This window comes from Janthinobacterium sp. EB271-G4-7A (assembly GCF_020858075.1).
GTDB classification, from domain to species: Bacteria; Pseudomonadota; Gammaproteobacteria; order Burkholderiales; family Burkholderiaceae_D; genus Janthinobacterium; species Janthinobacterium lividum.
On record NZ_JACYMI010000001.1, the window covers coordinates 1125273 to 1141866 of the forward strand.

The window sequence follows — 16594 nt, forward strand, 5'->3', positions numbered from 1 at the left end:
CGCGCTTAAAATACCTGTAAAAAACAATGTCTTCAGCCAGCAATAAGTCTTCCCCTCCTTCCAACGTTGCAAATGTGCCCGCCAGCGGGGATGTTTCCGCGCCTGCCGCCACGCCTGCGCAGGGCCGCCAGCGCCCGCCCGTGAGCCAGCAAAGGCAGCAGCCGCCGCGCGCGGAGCAGCAGAAACAGCAACAGCAGCAGCGATCGGGAGACGGCAAGCCACAGGCCGCGCGCCCGCCGCGCGAGGGGCAGGAAAGCCGCGAAGCCCGCGATGCGGCCCGCGCCGCGCGCGAGGCGGAAAAGGCTTTCCGCAATCCGCTGCCGCCGATTACGTATCCGGAAGACTTGCCCGTCTCGGGCCGGCGCGCGGAAATCGCCAAGGCCCTGATGGAAAACCAGGTGATCATCGTTTCGGGCGAGACGGGTTCCGGCAAGACGACCCAGTTGCCGAAGATTTGCCTGGAACTGGGACGCGGCCAGAAGGGCATGATCGGCCACACGCAGCCGCGGCGTATCGCCGCTTCCTCGACGGCCAAGCGCATCGCGCAGGAGCTCGGTACGCCGCTGGGCGAAACGGTGGGCTTCAAGGTCCGCTTTACCGATACCCTGAGCCGTGGCGCGTCCGTCAAGCTGATGACGGACGGTATCTTGCTGGCCGAGACACAGACCGATCCGTTGTTGAAAAATTACGACACCATCATCATCGATGAGGCGCACGAACGCAGCCTGAACATCGATTTCCTGCTCGGTTATCTGAAACAGCTGCTGCCGCGCAGGCCGGACCTGAAAATCATCATCACGTCGGCCACCATCGATGCGGAACGCTTCTCGCGCCATTTCGGCACGCCGGAAAAACCGGCGCCCGTGATCGAAGTGTCGGGCCGTCTGTACCAGGTCGAAGTGCGCTACCGTCCCGTGGAGCGCGAGCAGGTAGCCATGCCTGGTTCGGGCGCGAACGCCGACAAGCCGGGCCAGCGCACGGCCGCCGCGCGTGAAAAACGCGACTTGATGGATGCCGTCGTCGATGGCGTGGAAGAACTGTGCCGCATCGGCTCGGGCGACGTGCTGGTGTTCTTGCCTGGCGAGCGCGAAATCCGCGACTGCGCCGAGGCGCTGCGCAAGCACCATCCGCCGCACGTGGAGATTTTGCCCCTGTTCGCCCGTTTGTCGGCCGAAGAGCAGGAGCGCGTCTTTAAAACCAGCAATGCGCGCCGCATCGTGCTGGCCACTAACGTGGCGGAAACCTCGCTGACGGTGCCCGGCATCCGCTACGTGGTCGATGCGGGCCTGGCGCGGGTGAAACGCTACAGCTATCGCAACAAGGTGGAGCAGCTGCAGGTCGAGCCGATCGCCCAGTCGGCCGCCAACCAGCGCGCCGGGCGTTGCGGCCGCGTCGCCGACGGCGTCTGCATCCGCCTGTACGAAGAGCAGGATTATTTGCTGCGGCCCAAATTCACGGAGCCGGAAATCCTGCGCTCCTCGTTGGCGGCCGTCATCCTGCGCATGAAATCGTTGCACCTGACGGACGTGGAAACCTTTCCGTTCATCGAACCTCCGCTGGCGCGCGCGATCGCGGACGGTTATCAGTTGCTGCAGGAACTCGGCGCCGTCGATGAAGTCAATAAACTCACGCCCTTGGGCAACAAGCTGGCCAAGCTGCCGCTGGACCCGCGCGTGGGCCGCATGATTCTGGCCGCGCTCGATAACGCGTGCCTGACGGAAGTGCTGATCGTCGCCTCGGCCCTGTCCGTGCAAGACCCGCGCGACCGTCCGATGGAACACCAGCAGGCGGCCGACGAGGCGCACAAGAAATTCGCCGATGAAAAGTCGGAATTCCTCAGCTACCTGAAAATCTGGCGCTGGTTCGAGTCCGCCATCGAGCACAAGAAAACCAACCGCCAGTTGCAGGATAATTGCCGCACGAATTTCCTGTCTCAGATGCGCTTGCGCGAATGGCGCGACGTGCATTCGCAGTTGCTGACCATCGTCAAGGAGCAGGGCTGGCGATTGAATGAGGCACCGGCCACCTATGACAACCTGCATATGGCCTTGCTGACCGGTTTGCTGGGCAATATCGGCTTCAAGGGCGAAGACGAACCGGGCGCCGGCTACCTGGGGGCGCGCGGCATCAAGTTCCACATCTGGCCCGGTTCCTCGCTGTTGAAAAAACCGGGTAAGTGGATCATGGCGGCCGAACTGGTCGACACGACGCGTTTGTACGCGCGCTGCGTGGCGCAGATCCAGCCCGAATGGCTGGAAAAAGTCGGCGTACACTTGCTGAAGAAATCCTGGGGTGAACCGCGCTGGGAAAAACGCTCGGCGCAAGTGACGGCGTCCGAACGGGCTACTCTTTATGGCCTGGTGGTGTACAGCCAGCGGCGCATCAATTACGGCAATTTCAACTTGCCGGAAGCGCGCGAAATCTTTATCCGCGATGCTCTCGTGGGCGGCGACTTCGACACGCGCGCGCCATTCTTTGCACACAACCACAAGCTGATCAAGGATATCGAAAACCTGGAACACAAATCGCGCCGCCTGGACGTGCTGGTCGACGATGAACTGATCGCCGCCTTCTACGATAAGCTGCTGCCGGCGGACGTGTGCAATGGCGCCGGTTTCGAGAAATGGCACAAGGAAGCCACGCGCGAAAACCCGAAGCTGCTGTATTTGAACCGCGAAGAGCTGATGCGCCACGAGGCGGCCGGCGTGACGACGGACCTGTTCCCGAAGACCATGTCCGTGACGGGCCTGGAAATGGGCCTGACGTACCACTTCGAGCCGGGCAGCGTGCGCGATGGCGTGACCTTGAGCGTGCCGCTGTATGCCTTGAACCAGTTGCCGCGCGAGCGCTGCGAATGGCTGGTGCCGGGCATGCTGAAGGAAAAAGTGCATCTGCTGCTCAAATCCCTGCCGCAAAAGCTGCGCCGCCACTGCGTGCCGCTGCCCGATTACGCGGCCAAGTTCTGCGAGCGCGTGCATGAGGCGGGCGTGTTTGGCCGCGGTGACCTGATCGATGCCATCATCGCCGACATCCGCACGCAGATCACGATCAATGTGCTGACGACGGACTTCAAGCCGGAAACCCTGCCTGCCCATCACTTCATGAATTTCAAGGTGATCGACGAGCATGGCCGCCAGCTCGACATGGGCCGCAACCTGGCCACTTTGCAGGCGGAATTCGGCGGCCAGGCGCGCCAGAGTTTCCAGAAGCTGGCCGAAGTGTCGGGCGTTTCCGGCACGGGCACGCCCGGTGCCAAGGTGGCGGGCGCGCAAGTGGCATCGCGGCTGCAGGCGCAAGCCCAGGGCGCCGCCGCCAACGCGGCAGCAGGCAAGGGCGGCGCGCCGGCAAAGGGAGTGGCTGCCGCTGCAGCGCCGGCGTCCCCGAATGCCACCGTCTCGCAGCACATGGGCTTGACGGGCTGGACTTTTGGCGAGTTGCCGGAGTTGCTCGAAATCGTGCAGGGCAAGCTGACCCTGATCGGCTTCCCCGCCCTGGTCGACAAGGGTACGCATTGCGACCTGGAAGTGTTCGATGATCCGACCGTAGCCGCCCGCACGCACAAGGTGGGTTTGCGCCGATTGTTCGCGCTGCAAATGAAGGAACAGATCAAGTACGTCGAGAAAAGCATCCCTGGTTTGCAGCAGATGGGCATGCAATTCATGGCTCTCGGTTCGCAGGAAGAGTTGCGCGAGCAAATCATCAACAAGGCGCTCGACATCGCTTGCCTGCAAGATCCGCTGCCGCTGGACGCCGCCTCGTTTTCCAAGCGCCAGGCGGAGGGCAAGTCGCGCCTCGTTTTGCTGGTCAATGAAATCGCCCGTTTGCTGTCGCAAGTGCTGACGGAATTCCACGGCTTGCCCAAGCGGCTGCAAAACATTCCCGCAGCGGCGGCGACCGATATCCAGTCGCAGCTGCAAGGCCTCGTGCATAAGCGCTTCCTGACGGAAAACGAGTACACGCAGCTGGCGCATTTCCCCCGCTATTTGAAGGCGATCAATGTGCGCCTGGAAAAGCTGCGCGCCGACCCCGCGCGCGACACCAAGTTGATGGCCGAATGGCAATCGGCCGCCGCGCCGTATCTGCGCCAGTCCAAGGACCGCCAGGCCGGCAAGAATACGGACCCGAAACTGGTCGACTTCCGCTGGATGCTGGAAGAGCTGCGCGTGTCGCTGTTTGCGCAGGAGTTGCGCACGCCGATGCCTGTTTCTGCCAAGCGTTTGCAGAAAGTGTGGGAGTCGATGCAGCGGTAGGTCGGATTAGCGGGGCAAAGCCACGCGTAATCCGACAACATCGTTGGCGCGACCGGTGGTGCCGTGTCAACGGTGTTAACGGTGTCGCTGGTGGTGTCGGATTACGCGGCTAGCCGCTAATCCGACCTACCCGACCCATGTTTATCGAACTCATCATCGCTGAGCGCCGAACGCGAGCCCAGGTCGCCCTGGCTGCTGCCCGTGCCAGCGCGGCTGCCGCTCATGGAGGTGCCGGTCAGGCTGCCTTCGCTGCCCGATTGCAGGCTGGCGCCGCTGCGCAGGTCGCTGCCGGATGGCATGCGGCTGCCTGCCATGGCGCCGCTGCCGTAGCGCATGCCGCTGCCATAGAACGCTTCCATCTGCTGGTTCCAGGCATCGCTGCCCATGTCGGGCCAGTTGTTCTTGTCGAAACCGGGAGCCTCTTTCAGCAAGTCTTTGTCCACGTTGAGCAGGAAGCGCTTGTTGACGGTGTCCAGGGTCAGGCGTTCCCAGGGCACGGCAAACAGCTTGTCGCCCATGCCCAGCATGCCGCCGAAGGACAGCACGGCATAGGCGATCTGGCCGGTGCGCATGTCGAGCATGATTTCCTTGATGTCGCCCAGTTCCTCGTCGTTGTGATTGTAGACATCGTCGCCGAGCAGGGTGTCAGCTCCCATCAGGGCCGGCCCCGGGCCGTCGTGGTTGCGGTACATGCCCAGGATGTCGCGGTCCAGATAGCTCATGGTGTTCTCTCCTCGTGAAGTGCTGATCGAACACCCAGATTACGCATGTGCACCAAGTCGCGCTTGATCTGCCTCAATGGTGCCAGCGGCACTTTTATCGGTGTGCAAGCGTACGGTGTGGTCAGCCAATTGCGGTACTCTATGCGTTCTAAAGAGGAGGCCGCACATGCTGACGATGCAACGATGCAGTGGGATGAACTTGCGGTACGCTCCACCACGACATGGGCGCCGCTTGCCATGGTAAAGCCCGCCACCAAATGGCTGCGCGGGTTATTGCGCGCCGGTAAGGCGCAGCAGCGCACGGCGACCAAGCTGGCCAAGGTGCTGTTCGGGCCCGTGCCGGCCAAGCCCACGCCTAAATCTAAACCTAAGCCCCGCAGCAAACCCGTGGCCAAGACCAGGCCGACGCCGCGCGCCAGGCCCGCCAGCGACGCCGTGCCCTCGCTGGCGCCCTTTGCCACGCCCCTGTCGCCCCCGCGCGTGCGCAAGCGAACGCCGCCTCCGCCAGGCAAGTGGCTGGCCGCCCACTATGCGCCATTGCCGGAACTGGGACAGTTGCCGGGCCGGCGCCTGCCCTATTTCCTGTACCTGCCCGAGAAGGCGCCGAGCGCCGCCATGCGCAGCCGTGGCCGGCCGCTGCTGGTGATGCTGCACGGCTGCGAGCAGAGCGCCACGCAGTTTGCCGAAGGCACGCGCATGAACCGCCTGGCCGAACGCAAGGGTTATGCCGTGCTGTATCCGCAGCAATCGCTGCGCTCGCATGCGCGCCGCTGCTGGAAGTGGTACGACAAGCTGACGCAGGAGGGCGGCGGCGACGTGCGCCTGATCGTCGGCGCCATCGAGCAGGTGGCGGCCCGCTATGCGATCGACCGCGCGCGCATCTATATCTGCGGCATTTCCGCCGGCGCCGGCATGGCGCATATCGTGGCCTTGAACCATCCCCATCTGTTCGCCGCGCTGGGCCTGCATTCCGGGCCCGTGTTTGGCGCCGGGCATAACCTGATCGGCGCGCTGGGCGTGATGCAGCATGGCGCTGCCGCCCGTGCCGACGCGGCCATCGATGAAGTGCTGGCGCGCCAGCCCGCGTTTCCCGGCCTGCCCACCATCCTGCTGCAAGGACTGGCCGACAAGGTGGTGCGGCCCATCAACCAGACGCAGCTGGTCCGCCAGAGCGTGCGCGTGAACCGCTTGCCGTTTGATACCGTGGTGACGGCGCAGCGTCTGCCTGGCGGCGCGGCGGGCGGACGCAATCCGGCCCATGCGTATGCGCTGCACGATTATCAGGTGGGCAAGGAGGTGCTGCTGCGCGTGGCGCAGGTCGAGCACCTCGAGCATGCGTGGAGCGGCGGCGACGCCAGCCTGCCGTTCAACGACAAGGCCAAGCCCGACGCCAGCAAGATGCTGCTCGATTTCTTCGCCAGCCACCGCCGCCGGTAAGCGGCCGCGCCGCGCGCCCACTGGTACGCATCGATCTTCCCTTCCGGGCATGCCCGCGCCAGCGCGCCGGCATGCTGGCCGCGCCCTTTTCAGGGCAGGCGCTACATGCTGTAATGCCACGGAGTTATTGTAAGTGGTATTGCTGCGGTATTTAAAAAACACAAAAATCGGCGTTAAAAATACGAACTGGTATACAATTGGTACACGTTTTCAGTGTGAAACCGTGTCCACCGTCCCATGCCCCGACGGCGGGCACGCACTGACGGCAGCCACCCACGTTACGGAACGCGCCATGTCCATCAAGTCCAAGCAGTTGCTGTGGTTTTTTGCGTTTTTTCTCGTCTTTGAACTGAATATTTATCTGTCCAATGACATGATCATGCCGGCGATGCTGGGCATCGTCGAGGAGTTCCAGGCGGAGAAAAAGTTCGTCCCCCTGTCCCTGAGCCTGTATCTGCTGGGCGGCAGTTCCCTGCAGATTTTCCTGGGGCCATTGGCCGACTGCATCGGCAAGCGCAAGCTGGTGCTCACGGGTAATGCCTTGTTCCTGCTGGCCACCTTGGCCGTGCCATTTGCCGCGTCGATCGAGCAATTTCTCGCCGCGCGTTTCATCCAGGGCATGGGCTGCTGCTTCATCTTCGTCGGCTATGCCATGATCCATGAACTGTTCGATGACATGGCTGCCGTCAAGCTGAGCAGCATCCTGTCGAGCACCACCATCCTCGCGCCCCTGGCCGGCCCCATCCTCGGCAGCGCCATCATCAGCCGGCTGGACTGGCGCTACGTCTTTTTCCTCTCCGGCCTGCTGGCGCTGCTGTCCTTGCTGGGCCTGTTCAAGACCATGCCGCGCGCGGCCCCCAGGGTCACGCGCCTGGACCTTGCCGCCATCGTGCGCAGCTACGCGGCCATTTTCAGCAACAAGCGCTTCATGTTCGGCATGTTTACGGCCGGGCTGGCCACCGTGCCCCTGACGGCCTGGATCGGCTTTTCGCCCATCTTCGTGCTGCAGGAAATGGGCGCCTCCTACGCCACGTATATCGCCCTGCAATGCGTGATTTTGTCGGGCTTTGTCCTCAGCAGCATCGCCATCCAGCGCCTGCGCCAGGATTTCCCCCTCGTGCATCTGCTGCGCCTGGGCGGGCTGGTCGCGGCCGCCGGCATGCTGGGCGCCGGCGCGGGCCGCCATCACGTCGACGTGTTCGCCGCCTGCATGTTTGTCTATTCCATCGGCTTCGGTCTGTTCAATGGCGCCCTGATACGCAGCGCGATTACGGCCAGCAAGGAATCGGTGACCTTGACGACGGCTGCCATGAGCTTGTTGTACTGCATTTATCTGTCCGCCTGGCTGCAGCTCTATAACGTGCTGTGCCAGCGTTTCGGCTATGCGCTGGAAACGTATGCGCTGCTCAATATCCCCGTCATCGTGGTCATCGCCGCCTGCCTGCTGCTATTTACGCGGGGCATGGCGGGGCGCCGGGAAAGCGAGGTGCTGCTCGCCCGGCACTGATGGCGCAGCGATGCGCATGTTGTCGACCTTGTTTTACCTCCTGCGAAGTTTATTGACACTCTCCTGCGGAAAATGGTGCGCCCATGAAAATAGATGACCTGGCCTCGAAACACGATCAAGCAAAGATTTTCAACCTGGAATACGAGTTCCGCATCAACCGGCTGAAACTCGATTACATCACCCTGGCCGATGTCCGGCCGGCCGGCAGCGACCTGGAACAACTGGCCGTGGAGCACCAGGCGGGCATCGCGGCCCTGCGCAGCTTCGTCGCCCTGAACTTCAACCATTTCAATGCAGCAAGCTGCTCGTCGCTGAGCTGCATTCCCACGCGCGCGCTCGGCGACGATGAGCGCTACCTGCACCGCATCTGGATGGGCGGACCGTTGCCGGCCATCGCAGCCGAAGCGATCCAGCAGTGGGGCGCGGCGCTGGAAGCGGTGCGGCACAACGGCGGCGCGCCGTACGTCTCCATCCTGTGGGTGTGGGATGCGCAGCAGCTGCGCAATGACGAGCGCTTCAGCCCCACGGGCGGCGCCGGGCGCTACACGATAGGCCGCTACGCCATCGGCGGCACGACCCTGCATATCAATTCGCTGCGCGCGCTGGCGCTGGATTTCGCGCCGGCCCGCTTCGGCGTACTCGATACCCTGCATATGCAGCGCTACTTCGCCACCTTATCCGATTATTTCCGCATCCTCATCATGTGCGAATACGGCGGCATGTATATGGATGTCGATACGATCCCGCACAATCCGGCGACGATTTTCCTGATGAAGCCGGAAGTGCCCGATTATTTCCAGCGCAAGGATGGCGACAGCGAAGAGCGCCAGCATGTCAGCTGGATGAATCTGTTTCTCGATGAAACGGGCATGCTGATCGCCAAGAAGAACGATGCCGCGCTGCGTGTGATCCAGCGCAATGTGAACATCGCCTATGCGGGTATCGATGCGCGGATTCCTCGTTCCTGCCCGCAATTCGAGGCGCAGCTGTTTGGCCAGTTCTATGCCGAATGGAAGAGAAACCTGGGCGTGACCCTGCTCAGCCATGCCGAGTTCTACCAGCGCTATTGCGTGCTGTATGACGGTGCGCGGGAAGCGGTGGCGGGCGGCATCCGGGGCATGCGCTTGCTGGACGATATCATTACCGACGTGCACATTCCCCTCAGTGACGAGGAACGGCGCGCGTATGCGCGCTGCGTCGCCAGGCTCGACGAAATCGGCTGGCAGCTTGACGATCCTTTGAGCCTGCCCGACATCGTCGATGTGTTCGATATCGAGGAAGTGCCGCGCATGGCGTATGCGGCCCAGCTGCGGGCGGACATCGACCATTTTCACTATTACTCGGTGCTGTCGGACGACCCGCAGCTCGATCGCGTGAATGGCGTCTTTTGCCGCTACCTGCTGGCCCACCGTTCGCGGCATATTGCCGCTGGCGATTTCTGGCGCCCGACCGTGGGCCGCCACGGCAGCCGCATGCCGGTCGCCAGCGATGCCGTCCCGTCCGGCGACGAGACGCAGGCGGGTCTGCTGTCGCATGCGCCGCTCAAGCTGGTGCCGGGTGAACTGCTGGGCGATGAGACGAAGAACCGCATGGCGAAACTGCTGTTTGCCACCAGCTATCTCGAATACTGCTCGTTCGGTAATAAACTCAATCTGCAGTTCGTCGAATTGCAGCGGCGGCAGAATATCGACCCGTATCTGCAGCACATCCACGGCCTGCATGACGAAGACGGGCGTTTCATCGGCTTCTTCACGGCCGCCACGATGGCCGAGTTCCAGGCCTGCGGCGCCGTCTCGTATTACCGGGACGACATGAAGGCGCTCGACGATGCGTATGACGCATTCGTGCTCGCGCATGCGCGCACCGACGACTGTTTCGTCAGCAGCCTGGCCATCGACGAGAAATACCGGGGGCAGGGCCTGTTCCGGCAGATGTTCCATGAAATCCGCGACCTGGCCAGCCGCAAGGGCTGTGCGCGCATCACCTTGACGGTATGGGAAAAAAGCGAAGCGCTGCAAGTGTATCTGCACAAGGGTTTTCGCAGCGTGGGCACGTTCGACTATGCCTACAGCCTGTTCTATGACCGGCTGCATTTCCTCGTGTATGAGGGTAACTGAGGGGGGAACTGAGGGAGAGCAGGGGCGGCCGGCAGCCGCCCCGTGATGAGGCTTACAGGGCCAGGAAGGCCAGGCCCGCCACGGCCGTCGGCAGCAGGGCGCCGGCCAGCAAACCGACGGCGCCGATCGATTCATCCTTGAAGCCGCGGCGCAGCAGGGCCACGCCGGCCGGGTTCGGCGCATTGGCGATGACGGTCAGGCCGCCGCCGGCCACGGCGCCGGCCATCAGCATGTATTTCGCTTCGTCCGTCATGCCGACGATCAGCGAACCGAGGTAAGTGAGGGCCGCATTGTCGGTAATGGCTGTCAAGCCCAGGGCGCCGAAGAACAGGGCCAGCGGTTTCAGGCTGGAAACGATGGGCTGCAGCCACCATTGCTGCATGCCGCCCAGTACCACCAGGCCGCCGAGGAAGAAGCCGACCAATAAACCCTCTTTCAGGATCAGCGGGCTTTGATAGCGCTCATACGCCTGCACGAAGCCGAGGAAGAACAGGAACAGGCCGATGAACAGCACGGGATGGTGCGCCAGGGCGACGACGCCGGCCAGCACGATCATGTGCACCAGGCTGACGGCCAGCGGCACTTTTGGCGCTTCGACTTCACCGGCCTTCGGCTTGATGTCGGAGGTGTTGCTGTGCAGGTATTTGCGCAGCAAAATGCTCACGCCGGTGGCGTTGACGAGGACGGCGATGGCCGCCTTCCAGCCGAAATGGCTAGCCATGTAGGCGCTATCCCAGTTCCACGTGGTGGCCACCATCAGCACGGGCGGCGCCGCGTACGAGGTGAGCGTGCCGCCGATGGAAACGTTGACGAACAGCACGCCCAGCGCGCCGTATTTCAGCCATTCAGGGATGCCCGGGCGGAAGATTTGCGGTGCCAGCATCAGCGCGGCCAGGGTCATGGCGGCCGGTTCCGTGATCAACGAACCCGTCAGGGGCACAAGCGCCAGGCCCAGCCAGACGAGGGCCAGTTCCGTGCGCAGCGGCATCACGCGCGCCACGCCTTTCAACAGGCGCTGCACGGCGTCGAGCACGGGGCGCGAGGCAGCCACGACCATGACGACAAAGACGAACAGCGGCTCCGTGTAATGGCGCGACTCGGCATACTCGATGGCAGCATCGCCGCCCGAGACAAAGGCCATGATGATGATCAAGATGAAGGCCCAGAAGCCGAACACGACTTCCACTTCGCCCAGCAAGTGCAGCAGGCCCGCATGGCGGGGGTGGCGCCGCGACAAGGTTTCAAACGACTTGGCGGCAAAGGTGTGGATGAGCGCAAGCCCGAAGACGATGGCGCTGATGATTTGGATGGTGGTCAAATGCGTTTCCTTATGGACGGAGGAGGCCGACTGGTACGTTGCCAGACGGTAAGGAGAGTGCTTATGGTACAGCAATCGATGTGAAAAACGGTGTTTTTCGGACGTGGCGGGACGTCCCCCGGGGAGCTGCGGCGCAGATAAGCCTTGCCAAATGCGGGGCTGGATAGTACTGTATATGCATACAGTATTTATATTTATATACAATTATGCAACATTACCAATTGATGGCCTCGCCGGAAGCCTTGCACCCGTCCCTGTGGCGCGCATCGCAGCTGGGGCAGGGCGCCACGCGCTGCCTGGATACGGGCTTTGCCGCCCTGTCCGCGCAACTGCCCGGCGGCGGCTGGCCCAGCGGCAGCCTCATCGATCTGCTGGTGCAGCAGCCGGGCAGCGGCGAATTGCGGCTGCTGGCGCCCGCGCTGGCGCAGCTGCCGGGCTTGCCCATCGTGCTGCTGCAGCCGCCCCATCCGCCGCAGGCGCTGGCCCTGGCCGCGCAGGGGCTGGCGCCGTCGCAGCTGCTGTGGCTCAAGAGCGCCAGCAGCAAGGATGCCCTGTGGGCGGCGGAAAACATCTTGCGCAGCGGTAGTTGCGGCGCCTTGCTGTTCTGGCAGCCGCACGTGCGCGCCGACAGCCTGCGCCGGCTGCACCTGGCCGCGCAGTCCGGCAACACCCTGTTTTGCATGCTGCGCCCGCTGCACGGCGCGCAGGATGCATCGCCGGCGCCGCTGCGCCTGTCCGTGCGTCCGGCCGCCGGCGGCATCGAGATCGGCTTCATCAAGCGCCGGGGACCGCAGCGCGACGCGCCCCTGTTCCTGCCCCTGCAACCTCCTTCATTACTGCTACGCCATGCGACTCTGGATCGGCCTGTGCCTGCCCCGGCTCCCGCTCGAAGTGTTTTGCCCGCGCTGGTCGGTTGACAGCCTCGGCGTGGTGCTGGAGCAGGAGCAAGTGATGGCCGTGTCGCCGCTGGCGCGGGCAGCCGGCATCCGGCCGGGCATGCGCCGCGCCGGCGCGCTGATGCTGGCGCCGCAGGCGCGCCTGCACGAACGCTCCCAGGAACTGGAAGCGCAAGCCCTGCAAGCGGTAGCGCTGGCGCTGCTGCAATATTCGCCGCTGGTGGCGCAGGGCGAGGAAGCGACCCTGCTCGTCGATGCGGGCGCCAGCCTGCGCCTGTTCGGCGGCGTGCGCGCCCTGTGCCGGCAAATCGCGGCCAGCTTGCGCGCGCTCGGCTACACGGCCCAGCTGTCCTGCGCCCCCACGGCGCGCGGCGCCTGGCTGCTGGCGCGCGCCGGGACGCGCCGGGGCCGGACATTGAGCATGGCCAGCCTGGTGCGCCGCCTCGACCGCCTGCCGTGCGCCTTGCTGCCGCCGGCGCGCCCCTACCTGGAATGGCTGGACGGCATCGGCTGCCGCACCCTGGGGCAGCTGCGCCACTTGCCCCGGCCCGGCTTGCAGCGCCGCTGCGGCGGGGCCTTGCTCGACATGCTTGACGATGCGCATGGCCACGGCACGGAACTGTACCTGTGGCTCGAAGCGCCGCCCACGTTCCGCGCCAGCCTGGAACTGTTCGACCGCGTGGAGCACGCCGACGCGCTGCTGTTCGGCGCGCGCCGGCTGCTGCAGCAAATGACGGGCTGGCTGTGCGCGCGGCAATTTGCCGTCGAGCGCATCCAATTGTTGCTGGCGCACGAGCGGGGCCGGGTGGCGCGTGCGCCCACCGTCATCGACCTGGCGCTGGGCGAGGCCGTCTGGCGCGACAAGCACCTGGTGCGCCTGCTCAAGGAACGCCTGGCGCAGCTGGCGCTGGACGCGCCCGTGATCGGCCTCACCCTGGAAGCGCTGCAGGTGCAGCCGATGGCGCCGCCCAGCGACACCCTGTTTCCCGAACCGGGCGGCACGCCGCAAGAGCGCCAGCGCTTGATGGAATTGCTGGTGGCGCGCCTGGGCACGGACAATGTCTTGCAGGCCGCGCCGCGCGCCGATTACCGTCCCGAGGCGGCCAACCAGTGGCTGCCGCTGCCTGCCAAGGCCGGCGGCAGAAACGCGGTGCCGGACTTGCCGCCCGGCTTGCCCGGCATGCCCCGTCCCGGCTGGCTGCTGGCCCAGCCCATCGCGCTCTTGATGCGCGAGCACCGGCCATTCTATGGCTCGCCCCTGAAAATGGTCTCTGTCGCCGAGCGCATCGAAGCGGGCTGGTGGGGCCAGTCGCAGGCGCGCGATTACTTCATCGCCGAAGGCCTCGACCATGCCCACTACTGGGTCTACCGTGAACGCATCGCCGGCAGCGGAGAAGATGCCGCGCCGCGCTGGTTTTTGCATGGCTTGTTTGGCTGAATGCGCTGTCCTGCTGAAACTGCCATGCTTGGCTATACTGGCTGCCCGGCGCCGCATCTTTAATTGAAATGAAGGATATCCATGACACAGCTTTCCGACTTCCCCATCACCCAAAAATGGCCTGCCCGGCATCCCGAGCGCCTGCAGCTGTACTCGCTGCCCACGCCGAACGGCATCAAGGTTTCGATCCTGCTGGAAGAACTGGGCCTGGCGTACGAGCCGCACCTGGTCAGCTTCGAGCAGAATGACCAGCTGTCGCCCGCCTTCCTGTCCCTCAATCCGAACAACAAGATTCCCGCCATCCTCGACCCGGACGGTCCCGATGGCAAGCCGCTGGCTCTGTTCGAGTCGGGCGCCATCCTGCTGTACCTGGCCGAAAAGACGGGCAAGTTCATCCCCCAGGACGCAGGCCTGCGCTATGAAACGATACAGTGGCTGATGTTCCAGATGGGCGGTATCGGCCCCATGTTTGGCCAGGTGGGCTTCTTCCATAAATTCGCCGGCAAGGATTACGAGGACAAGCGGCCGCTGGAACGCTATATCGGCGAGGCCAAGCGCCTGCTGGGCGTGCTCGAGCAGCGCCTGCAGGGCCGCGACTGGATCATGGGTAGCCAGTACACGATTGCCGACATCGCCATCTTCCCGTGGGTGCGCTGCCTGGTGGGTTTCTATGGTGCGGGCGACCTCGTCGGCTTTGGCAATTTCCCGCATGTGCAGCGCGCGCTGGACGCGTTTCTGGCCAGGCCAGCCGTTGCCAAAGGAGTCAATATTCCCAAGCGGGATTAAAGCAGGAAGTGGCCGGGCGGCGCTACAATGCGCCATCGGCCGCCCTGCGCGGCAGCTTTGATCTGAGACAATGAAATCCACCCGGCAAGATTTTCCTGGCGCGCACGGCCATGTGCTGGCGGCGCGCCTCGATGCGCCCGACGGCGCCATCCGCGCGTATGCGCTGTTCGCCCACTGTTTTACTTGCGGCAAGGACGTGCTGGCCGCGCGGCGCATCGCGCAAGGTCTCACGGAACACGGCATCGCCGTGCTGCGCTTCGACTTCACGGGACTGGGCGCCAGCGAGGGCGAGTTTGCCGCCACCAATTTCTCGTCGAACGTCGACGACCTGGTCGCCGCCGCGGATTTTCTGCGGGCAAAACACGCCGCGCCGCAATTGCTGATCGGCCATAGCCTGGGCGGCGCGGCCGTGCTGGCCGCTGCCGCGCAAGTGCCGGAAGCGACCGCCATCGCCACCCTGGCCGCACCCAGCACGCCCGCCTACGTGACGCGCATGTTCAGCGACCACCTGGAGCAAATCGCCGCCGAAGGCGAAGCGCTGGTGCAGCTGGAAGGGCGGCCTTTCCGCATCCGCCAGCAATTCGTCGACGACGCGGGCAGCCACAGCCTCAAGACCCACATCACCGGCCTGCGCCGCGCCCTGCTGGTGATGCACGCGCCGAACGACACGACGGTGAGCCTGTCGAACGCGATGGACATCTTCACGGCCGCCAAGCACCCGAAAAGTTTCGTTTCGCTCGACGATGCCGACCATCTGTTGACGGGGCGCGATGACGCGGCCTACGTTGCCAACGTCATCGCTGCCTGGAGCGCGCGCTATATCAGCTAAGTAAGCAAGCGGTCGCCCATGAAAAACGCCGTACCGGCAAGTCGCGGGTACGGCGCAGATGGGGAGAAAGAGGATCAGTCTTCGTCAAACTCCGCCGAAAGATCCGTCCAGCCTTTGCTTACGGCAAAGGCCGAAAATTCCTCGGGCGCTTCCAGAACGATCAGTTTCTTGTCTTGCAAGCCCAGGTCGCCATGGCCGAAGTCGGGGCCTACGTAGCCGAGGCTGCGCAGGCGCGCCAGGATGTGGCCGACCAGGGTCTTGTCCTTATAGGCGCCCGCTTCGAGCGGGGCGGCGAAATCGACGTAGACGTCGATGATGCCGTAACCTTCGTCGAAGATGCGGATGGCCTTGATGTCGTGGGCACGGCCGGAGCCGTCGGTGGCCTTGAAGGGGCCGCTGAGCTGGATGTCGGTGTCATTGTTCATGCCGCCAGCATACACCAAAAGCCGGTGCCGCATGGGGGACGCCATGCAAAATCCTCTTGGGCTGGCCATGTAAAAATTTCTTACAAATTTGGCGGCGTCTGGGGCGCTTTTCGCCAATTTCAAGGCCTTGAAAGGGGCTGGAGAGGCCGTATATCGGTAACAAGCGGATGCTCATGGAGAGGTCCGCCCCTCTTATCGCTTCATTTGAAAAGGATATTTATCATGCGTACTTTTGACCTTGCTCCCCTGTACCGTTCCGCCATTGGCTTTGACCGCCTGGCACAGCTCCTCAACGAACAGCGCGCCGATGCGCAACCGAGCTATCCGCCGTACAACATCGAACTGGTGTCGGAAGATAAGTACCGCATCGTGATGGCATTGGCCGGCTTCTCGCGTGAAGAGATCGACATCATCACCGAACGCGATTCCCTGCACGTCACGGGCCGCAAGCAGAAAGATGGCGTCGAGCGCACGTTCTTGCACCGCGGCATCGCTGCCCGCGATTTCGAACAGCGCTTCCAGCTGGCCAACCATGTGAAGGTCACGGGCGCCACGTTTGAAAACGGCATGCTGACCATCGACCTGGTGCGTGAAGTACCGGAAGCGCTGAAACCGCGCAAGATCGAGATCGGCACCACCACTGGCGCCACCGTCAGCACTTTGGAACAGCGTCAGGCAGCCTGATGTGATCTGAGCTGATCCCGGCGCCACGCGCTGGCATCGGCGGGAGGGAACAGCGCTTCCCCATGCAGTAAAATACTGGCCGGTTGATCCGGCCAGTGTCACGTCTGGAGTCCGTTCGGGCCGCATTGAGGGCTTCCATTGGTTGCCCATGCCACGCAAGATTAAACCATGCTTAAAGGCGCAAA

General features: G+C 63.7%; 12 protein-coding genes. 9 read left to right on the forward strand and 3 right to left on the reverse strand.

The genetic code is table 11. The annotated features are described in order from the left end of the window. The first annotated feature begins 26 nt into the window (after window positions 1-26). Window positions 27-4250: an ATP-dependent RNA helicase HrpA gene (gene hrpA / locus IGS58_RS05210; protein ID WP_230520801.1), complete on the forward strand. Its 4224-nt coding sequence runs from the start codon at window positions 27-29 to the stop codon at window positions 4248-4250. 116 nt (window positions 4251-4366) lie between these two features. Here hrpA and IGS58_RS05215 read toward each other — a convergent pair whose 3' ends face one another. Continuing rightward, window positions 4367-4972: a PRC-barrel domain-containing protein gene (locus tag IGS58_RS05215; RefSeq protein WP_230520802.1), complete on the reverse strand. Its 606-nt coding sequence runs from the start codon at window positions 4970-4972 to the stop codon at window positions 4367-4369. Window positions 4973-5209: 237 nt separating this feature from the next. Between IGS58_RS05215 and IGS58_RS05220 the strand changes: the two genes are divergently transcribed. From IGS58_RS05220 to IGS58_RS05230, 3 genes are all read left to right on the forward strand, one after another. Then, window positions 5210-6409, forward strand: coding sequence for an extracellular catalytic domain type 1 short-chain-length polyhydroxyalkanoate depolymerase (locus tag IGS58_RS05220; RefSeq protein ID WP_230520803.1), 1200 nt, complete (start codon window positions 5210-5212; stop codon window positions 6407-6409). 292 nt (window positions 6410-6701) lie between these two features. Continuing rightward, window positions 6702-7916: an MFS transporter gene (locus IGS58_RS05225; protein WP_070260412.1), complete on the forward strand. Its 1215-nt coding sequence runs from the start codon at window positions 6702-6704 to the stop codon at window positions 7914-7916. An 83-nt stretch (window positions 7917-7999) separates the two neighbouring features. Continuing rightward, window positions 8000-10033, forward strand: coding sequence for a GNAT family N-acetyltransferase (locus tag IGS58_RS05230; RefSeq protein WP_230520804.1), 2034 nt, complete (start codon window positions 8000-8002; stop codon window positions 10031-10033). A gap of 52 nt (window positions 10034-10085) precedes the next feature. Here IGS58_RS05230 and IGS58_RS05235 read toward each other — a convergent pair whose 3' ends face one another. Next, window positions 10086-11351 (reverse strand): putative Na+/H+ antiporter, encoded by a 1266-nt coding sequence (locus tag IGS58_RS05235; protein ID WP_070260408.1) that lies wholly within the window; start codon window positions 11349-11351, stop codon window positions 10086-10088. A gap of 206 nt (window positions 11352-11557) precedes the next feature. On the opposite strand from IGS58_RS05235, the gene imuA reads away from it, so the two are divergent. The 4 genes from imuA to IGS58_RS05255 all read left to right on the forward strand — a co-directional run bounded on the left by imuA (window position 11558) and on the right by IGS58_RS05255 (window position 15300). Next, window positions 11558-12268, forward strand: a complete 711-nt coding sequence (gene imuA / locus IGS58_RS05240; protein WP_230520805.1) for a translesion DNA synthesis-associated protein ImuA — start codon at window positions 11558-11560, stop codon at window positions 12266-12268. Next, a complete protein-coding gene (locus tag IGS58_RS05245) occupies window positions 12198-13685 on the forward strand; it encodes a Y-family DNA polymerase (protein WP_230520806.1) in 1488 nt (495 codons plus the stop codon). Before imuA ends, IGS58_RS05245 begins: the two co-directional genes overlap by 71 nt. A gap of 81 nt (window positions 13686-13766) precedes the next feature. Continuing rightward, a complete protein-coding gene (locus tag IGS58_RS05250; RefSeq protein WP_070260403.1) occupies window positions 13767-14471 on the forward strand; it encodes a glutathione S-transferase N-terminal domain-containing protein in 705 nt (234 codons plus the stop codon). 70 nt (window positions 14472-14541) lie between these two features. Beyond that, window positions 14542-15300: an alpha/beta hydrolase family protein gene (locus tag IGS58_RS05255; RefSeq protein WP_230520807.1), complete on the forward strand. Its 759-nt coding sequence runs from the start codon at window positions 14542-14544 to the stop codon at window positions 15298-15300. 74 nt (window positions 15301-15374) lie between these two features. On the opposite strand, the gene IGS58_RS05260 is transcribed toward IGS58_RS05255, so the two are convergent. Further along, complete coding sequence (locus IGS58_RS05260; RefSeq protein ID WP_230520808.1) at window positions 15375-15725, reverse strand: hypothetical protein; 351 nt, start codon at window positions 15723-15725, stop codon at window positions 15375-15377. A gap of 222 nt (window positions 15726-15947) precedes the next feature. Between IGS58_RS05260 and IGS58_RS05265 the strand changes: the two genes are divergently transcribed. Beyond that, entirely contained in the window at window positions 15948-16409 is a 462-nt protein-coding gene (locus IGS58_RS05265; RefSeq protein ID WP_034783311.1) for an Hsp20 family protein, read from the forward strand. The last annotated feature ends 185 nt before the right edge of the window (window positions 16410-16594 follow it).